The 7,534-nt window shown below is 66.5% G+C and carries 4 protein-coding genes; 3 read left to right on the top strand and 1 reads right to left on the bottom strand.

Features of this window, described 5'->3' with window-relative positions:
- Positions 1–336: 336 nt before the first annotated feature.
- Positions 337–768, bottom strand: a complete 432-nt coding sequence (locus tag ACZ4VF_RS37475) for a hypothetical protein (RefSeq protein ID WP_467931666.1) — start codon at positions 766–768, stop codon at positions 337–339.
- Positions 769–1,096: 328 nt separating this feature from the next.
- On the opposite strand from ACZ4VF_RS37475, the gene ACZ4VF_RS37470 reads away from it, so the two are divergent.
- The 3 genes from ACZ4VF_RS37470 to ACZ4VF_RS37460 form a co-directional block, all read left to right on the top strand.
- Entirely contained in the window at positions 1,097–3,694 is a 2,598-nt protein-coding gene (locus tag ACZ4VF_RS37470; RefSeq protein WP_467931665.1) for a helicase associated domain-containing protein, read from the top strand.
- A gap of 903 nt (positions 3,695–4,597) precedes the next feature.
- Positions 4,598–4,948 (top strand): CU044_2847 family protein, encoded by a 351-nt coding sequence (locus ACZ4VF_RS37465; RefSeq protein WP_467931664.1) that lies wholly within the window; start codon positions 4,598–4,600, stop codon positions 4,946–4,948.
- Between the two features lie 3 nt (positions 4,949–4,951).
- Positions 4,952–7,534: nSTAND1 domain-containing NTPase (locus ACZ4VF_RS37460; RefSeq protein ID WP_467931662.1), on the top strand; the 2,583-nt coding region annotated here is incomplete at its 3' end.

The raw sequence follows: 7,534 nt of genomic DNA, 5'->3' as shown, positions 1-7,534 counted from the left end.
TTTGGTTAGCGGGGGGGGGGAGGACAAGTTTGCGGTGTAGGGGAAAGTTGCCCCTCTGTGTTTGGGGGGGGGTTTTCGTCTCGGGTTGGGGGGGTTGGGGGGGGGGGACTCCCCCCCCCCCGCAACCCTGTTGCTGCGCAACAGGGTTGCGCGGTCCGTTCGCTGCGCTACCGGACCGGCGGGACTGCGTCCCGCTACCAGGCTTTCGCTTCGCTCCAGCCTGGCCGGCGGGTCCGCTGCGCTCCCCCGCCTGACGGTCCTTCCGGCTGCGCCTCCAGGACCGCAGGCCCGCTCACGCGGGCCCAGCTGGCTACGAGAGAGGCGGGGGTGGCCGGTTCAGCCTTGCTCGCGTTGCTTCGGTGGCGCCCAGGGCTTCGGGAGAGGCGGTGACCCCTCCAAGGCGCTACGGAATTTCTCCTTCAGGCTTTTCGGTGGTGCTTCCTTCTCTTCCTGCGAGTGCATGAGCCGAGCCACGGTCACCCGTATATGGCACTCACGCTGCCGCTGCCTCACAAGCACCACCCACGCGCCGTCTTGAGCAAGGAACGCATGCCGGGCCGGCTCGTCTCCCGGCCGCGCATGCCGGGCCAGCACCCCCGGCATGTAGTTCAGGGCCGCATCCTCGGCCGCCGCCACCGCTTCCGCCTCATCCTGGCCAATGTGATAGGTGCCCACCAGCATCCACCGGTGCAGTCTGAGCTCCACGCCGTCAGGGCGCTCCGTCGTTCGGATGTCCTCCTCGATGAGGACATACCACTCGGCAGTCACAGTCGGCGCCTACCTGTCTCCCGAGGCCCGCGGGCCACTCTCGTTCGATGCGGATTACGGACGGCAGAAGGGCCCCCGCGACGGGAAACTATCACGCTGCTTGCTGTCTGTTCGCATTGCTGTGCTTCATTCTTTGTAAACGATAGACTCTGGAATAGTGAGCCACCACCAGCGGAGGTGCCTGAAGTCGCGGTCTGCGTCAGACCTCGCTATCTGTCCCCCGCGACGGTCCCGGACCCCTCGCAGTCACGATGGGTCAATGCCCGGCTGTACTAGGGCAGTTCACGAGGTTGCACCGCACTCTGACAGAAGCAGAAAGCCGGTCGATATGGCAGTGAAGGAACTCCGCCCCCACCAGCGAGAAGCAGTAGACGCGGTACTGCGGGCCCTTGAATTGCCTGCAGGATCGACTATGCCCGAGCGGGGACTGCGGACACAGGTGATCATGGCGACCGGATCAGGTAAGACCCTCGTCGCCGTACACAGCGCCGAGGAGCTCCGAGCAGGACGCGTCCTGGTGCTCGTTCCCTCCCTCGATCTGCTGGCCCAGACCCAGGCCGCGTGGCGCGAGGGAGGCCGGACGGGCCCGATGATCGGGGTGTCCTCCCTGCGCGGTGAGGAGGCGTCCTTTCCCAACACCACGGATGTGCAGGAGCTGGTCGCCTGGGTGCGGCCGTTCGACAAGGTCACCGTGTTCGCTACCTACGCCTCGCTCGGTCTCGGCACCCTGGAGCGGGCCCACAAGGCCGGCCTACCGGGCTGGGACCTGATCGTGGTCGATGAGGCCCACCGGACCTCGGGCCGGATCGGCAAGCCCTGGGCGGTCGTCCACGACAACACCCGGATCCCGGCGCTGCGCCGGCTGTACATGACCGCCACCCCGAGGCTGTGGCAACTCGACGACGACTCCGAAGCCGCGCCGGGCGTGCCGGGCGAACTGGTCGCGTCGATGGAGGGCGACCCGGCTTCGCCGTTCGGCACCAGGTGTTTCACCCTGACGCTCTCGGACGCCGTGGACAGGGGCATCTGTGCCCCCTACCAGGTGGTGTGCCTGGACATCACCGACACACAGCTCCAGGCCGCGCAGCTCCTGGGCGCTGAGGGGCGCTCGGACGAGGTTCGCGGGGCCCGGCTCGCAGCCCTCCAGACCGCGCTGCTCAAGGCGTCCTCGGAGGAGGGCTGTAGGCGCACGCTCGTCTTCCACCACCTCGTGAAGGAGGCCGAGGCGTTCGCGGCCGGCCTTCCCGACGTCGCGCAGCGACTGTACGCCGCGGAGCCCGAGTTGTACCCGCGCACGATCTGGGCGAACTGGCTGTGCGGCGACCACAGGCCGGCCCACCGGCGTCGAGTGCTCGGGGAGTTTGCGGCCGGGATCGCCGCGGACGGCACGGTCGTGGAGAAGAGCTTCCTGGGCTCGGTGCGGGTGCTCGGCGAGGGCGTCGACACCCGCGAATGCGACTCCGTCTACTTCGCCGACGTCCGCGGCTCCATGCCCGACCTCGTCCAAGCCGTCGGACGCGCCCTGCGCATCCGCCCTGGCGAGGGCAAGGTCGCCTCACTGGTCGTCCCTGTCCTGCTCGGGCCCGGGGAGACAGTCGACAACATGCTGACTTCGCGGGCCTTCGGTGGCCTGGCCAAGCTGCTGGAAGCGCTCAGAGCGCACGACGCCCGCGTCGTGGAGGCACTGGCCGAGCCCCAGGCGCCAAGCCGTGTCAGAGGCGTACAGAGCCGCAACGGGGCGGCAGAGGAGGGAGCAGGCAGCGACCGAAGCGACCGACTCTCCGTGCCGGCCCGGGAACTGCTGAAGTTCTCCACACCCCGCGACCCCGCACAGCTGGCCGCGTTCATCAACCTGCGCGTGCTCAACCCCGAACACGCACACTGGCGGCGCGGCATCGAAGCCGCCTCCCTGTACCAACGGCTCCACGGCGACCTGAAGGTCCCGTTCACGTTCCGCGTACCTGCCAAGGACGACCAAGAGACGGAAGCCGAAGGATGGCCGGCCACGCTCGCCGCCTTCCCGCTCGGGCAGTGGATCGCCGACGCTCGCCGGTTCTACGCCCGCGGTGACATGGACGCCGACCGGGTTGTCCAGCTGGAGAAGCTCGGCATGATCTGGTCGCACTACGACGTCGCCTGGGAAGAAGGACTCGCCGCCGCCCGCGGCTGGGCCGCCGAAGCAGGCCACCTCCTGGCCCCGACCGACGCCACCTACAAGGGCTACCACGTAGGGATCTTTCTGAAGAACGCCCGGACCGCCGCCCGGCGAGCAGCGGTGAACGAGCAGCGGCGCGCCGAGGGCCTGCCGGTGGGCTCGGCAGCCGGCGCGCTTTCGCAGGAGCGGCGCGAGCAGCTGGAGGACATCGACCCTTCTTGGTGCCCGGTCTGGCCGGTGGAATGGCAACGCTGCTTCCACCTCCTCAGGCAGCACCTCCAGGCCGGCGGCCAGCTGCCCACGGAGCCGGGCGACGTCGTGCACCAGGGCGAAGATCTGGGGCGGTGGGTGCGCTCCGTCCGCCTCGGCTGGGACAAGCTCACCGGCGCGCAGCAGTGGCTGTGCGAGCAGGTAATCGGAATCGAGCCCGCGGGCGAGAACGAGAAACCTGTGCCACGACGCAGCCAGGCCGACAAATGGGCCCTCAACCTCACCGCCGCCACCCAGTACTACCAGCGCGAAGGGCACCTGCGAGTCCCGAGGAGCCACATCGAGACCATCATCATCGGCGGTGGTGAGAACGGCGGCCGCGAGGGTGTGAAGGCGGAGGAGGCGGAGGCGGAGGAACACCATGTGCGACTAGGAGCATGGGTCGGGAACCAGCGCTCCAGAGCCACGTCCCTGTCAACGGAGCGGGTGGAACAGCTGTCCGCCATCGGCATGCGCTGGACCGAACCTGCACGTACTGCGTACCCCAGAACGCTGGTATAGCGTGCGGAGTGCGTACAAAGGATGGCCTCGGCCCAGCCCCTCCACGACGCCCTCAGCCCGCCGGACGAAGGTCCCTCCAGAGCGCCGCGCAACAGCGTCCAAGGCTGGTCGCATCGACGTCAGACGGCGCAGGACGTCGGCGTAAGCCAGACCGGAGCAGCGGGCCGAGCGGGGCGTCGTCGGTAGCCAGGCTGCTGGTTGGGCGGGCAGTAGGCGTGCTCACCGCGGGCTTGCTCGATCGCGTGGAACAGCGGCAGAAGACGCCCTGGCGTGCTTTCTGGCCAGGTACTCGCAGGTAGCGGTGCGCGAGACTGGCTGATGGGGGGCATGATCGCGGTTGTGTTACGTGACGACGTGCCCGCTTGCGTGAGTCCGGCCACAGCGGCGTAGGTGCGTTGCCCATCGCTCACCCCGGTGACGCCGGGGTTCCAGTCGGGGTCGATCGCGGCGAGCTGGCGAAGAGGCGGACGTGGGACAGGTTGCGCACGCGGCCTGTTCCTTCAAATACGAGGGCCGCATTTCCGGTGTTTACCAGTAGAACCCATAAACGCCAGAACCACCCGACATACCACCAGTACCACACAACCAACCACTAACACCCCGCAGCACATCGTTTCCAAGATGCCGGGGCTGCCTAAGAATGACACACTGGAAGAAAGAGTGTGGAGGAATCCGTCAAAATCTGAACGATGAAACCGAAGCTTTCACTTTGGTGCAGCTTACGGCGCAACCCCATTCGGCTAGCGTTGTTTCGTGGGCTACCAAGAATTTCTGATAGGTGTATTACTGCAACAGCTGCACTTTCGTCTCGGGTCGATCCAAGACGATGCGACTCGCAGCAAGAGCTCTGGGCTTCAGAACGCCCCGTTCGCCAGTAGTGAGCGTGACAGGTGGGGAGGCAGCATGGCGCCTCTGATTCGAGTTCCGTTGGAGGGCGGGGGGTCCGTCCTGGTCGAGGCGTCAGCAGCTGCGTTGGGAGGGCCGGTGAAGGCCGGTCGCATTGGCGATGCTATCCACGAGCTGCCGGTGACTCTGCAACAGGCTCTGGAACCGGTGACGGAGACGGCGCACGCTGCACTCGTTCAATTGCGAAGGGCCAGTCCTGACGAGATAACGGTTGAGTTCGGTATCGATCTCGCCGTTGAGGCCGGGGCTGTGATCACTCGGAGTCAAGCCAGTTGCCATTTGAAGGTGACCCTGTCGTGGAAGAAGGGCGCCGGCGATCATCCTCAGATAGATCAGAGTGAGGGCTGAGCCGTGGAGAGCGCTGACACGCCGGGCAGCGGGACCGTGCCGGATCTGCTCGCTGCTGTGTCACAGATTCTGGGACAGGACGGCAAGGTGGTCGGAGCTGGATTCCTGGTGTCCGATGGTCTCTTGGTCACCTGTGCGCACGTCATCCGGGCTGCAGGGGGCAGCCCCGGTGCGAAGGTGCAGGTGACCTTCCCGCATGTGGAAGGTGCGCACCAGGTCGAGGGCGAGGTCTCGGATGATCTGTGGCGTGCTCCGGAGGACGGGGACGTGGCCGTCGTCCGGCTGAGCGATACATCAATGGGGAAGGTTCTACCGTTGGGCTCCGCGGTGGGTTGCCGGGGCCATCACGTGCGGTCATTCGGGTTTCCCGCCCAGGCCCGTCCGGAGGGACACTTCGGTTTCGGTGTGATCGGCGATCTCCTGCCGGCCTCCGCGGGCCAGGGCGCGCTTCTTCAGTTGACTTCCGCCAACGACCTCACGACCGGTTTCAGCGGCGGTCCTGTGCTCGATGAGGTGACCGGCCTGGACATCGGCATGCTGACCGAGATCACTGCCCCTGACGCGTACGAGCGGGGGCAGGGGATCGCCTACGCCATTCCGATGCAGGTATTGCGGGAGATTGTGCCGGGACTGGTTTTGCGGGAGGTGTGCCCGTACCGGGGGCTGGAGCCGTTCACTGCGGAGCAGGCCCGATGGTTCGAAGGCCGCAAGGACGCGGTGCGACAGGTCGTTGCCAATCTGGCGGGACAGCGACGACTGGCACTGCTGCTGGGGCCCTCCGGTTCGGGTAAGTCATCTCTGATCCAGGCCGGTGTCCTGCGTGCGCTGGCCGCGGGCGCGTTGCCGGGCAGCGACCGGTGGCTGTCGGTCCTCGCCCGCCCCGGGCAGGACCTGCTCACTGAGATCGAGCGTTCTGGGCTGCCTGGGGCCTCCGCCGAAGGGATCGCCAAGGCGGTCACCCGTAAACTCGCGGCCAATCCTGGTTGTCAGCGTGTCCTGCTGGTCATCGATCAGTTCGAAGAGCTCTTTACCCAGCCTGCCAACGGCCCGCAGCAACGCCGCCTGGCCGCCGCGGACCAGATCACTGCGACGACTCAAAGCGACGCCGCGCTCAGCATGCTCCTCGTGATGCGGGACGACTTCTACCCCCAGCTCGCGGCCCTGGCGCCCAAGCTGCTGGAAGCCGCGATGCCAGGACTGCTCAATGTGCCGGGCACCCTGAGTCAGGCAGACCTGCACGACATCATTACCCTGCCCGCCCAGGACGTGGGACTCCACTTCCAGCCAGGACTACCGGAACAGATCATCACCGACGTTCTCACCATCACCCCCGAGGCAGCCGCGTCACGCCAGGCGCCCGTGACCGTCCTGCCCTTGCTGGAAATGACGCTCAACCAACTGTGGCTTCGACGGCAGGACGGGTACGTCACCCACACTGCCTACCGCCGCATCGGAGCGGTAAGCGGAAGCCTGACCACCTGGTGCGACAGCGCGCTCAACGAGCTGTCCCCCGAGCAACGCCTCATCGCCCGCCGGATCTTGACGTCCCTAGTCCACCCAGCTGAACCCAGCCGAAACGTCGCCGCCGTACGTGCACAGGTCCCGCTCCACGAACTACGTGACCTGGGCGCTGCCCCTGGCGGTGCACCGGACGGTGGCCAAGCCGTCGACGAGGTCATGGCCACCCTCACACGCCACCGCATCATGACGACCCAGACGCTCCGCGCTTCTCCAAGTGGTGCCGAGGCTCCTTCGGGAGAGCCGGTGGCCGAACTGGTACATGACGCACTCATCCGTGACTGGGGCGTATTGCGCGAGTGGGTCAGCCAGGACCACCGTTTCCAGGACTGGCTGGACAACACCCGTGAACGGCACGCCCGCTGGACTGCCACAGCCGATCCCGGAGACCTGCTCGGAGGAAGTGCACTCGCCGAGGGCTTGGAGTGGTCACGGCAACGCCGACTGCCAGCCGACATTGCAGCCTTCTTGACCGCCAGCAAGCAACGCCAGCAGGCTGCTATCCGGCATAGCAGGCGCCTTAACGGCATCCTCGCTTCGCTACTGGTAGTCGCACTCGGCGCCGCAGGAGGTGCCCTGTGGCAACGGCAGACGGCAGTGGCTGAACGGCAAGCCAGCCAGTCCCGGCAACTCGCCGAGGAATCAAACACACTCTTCGATAAAAACCCTGACCTGGCCTCTTTGCTGGCTATCCACGCCTACCGCACGAGTCATACTCCCGAAGCCCTTGCGAGTTTGCGGAATGCTGCGGCTGTCTCCTTTCCGTTGCGTCGGCGTCTGGTCGTCCATACGCGTGAGGTATATTCGGTGGCCTTCAGCCCCGACGGTCGCACACTCGCCACCGGCAGCATTGACCGCACCGCACAGCTTCGGGACACGGCTACCGGCAAGACCCGCATCATCCTCAAAGGCCACAGAGGTCCTGTGTGGTCAGTGGCGTTCAGCCCGGACGGGCGTACCCTCGCCACCGCCAGCGAAGACAGAACGGTACGGCTGTGGGATGTGGCCACCGGCAAGACCCGCATCATTCTCAAAGGCCACCACGACTGGGTGAGCTGGGTGGCGTTC

It is taken from the genome of Streptomyces sp. NPDC029151, assembly GCF_055564315.1.
Note: the sequence above shows the minus strand (reverse complement) of the source record. Positions and strands in the feature narration are given on the sequence as shown.

What these genes read in the sequence shown, in the direction of transcription:
- ACZ4VF_RS37470 (WP_467931665.1), top strand. Translation starts at nt 1,097, where the DNA reads ATGGCAGTGAAGGAACTCCGCCCCCACCAGCGAGAAGCAGTAGACGCG.
- ACZ4VF_RS37465 (WP_467931664.1), top strand. Translation starts at nt 4,598, where the DNA reads ATGGCGCCTCTGATTCGAGTTCCGTTGGAGGGCGGGGGGTCCGTCCTG.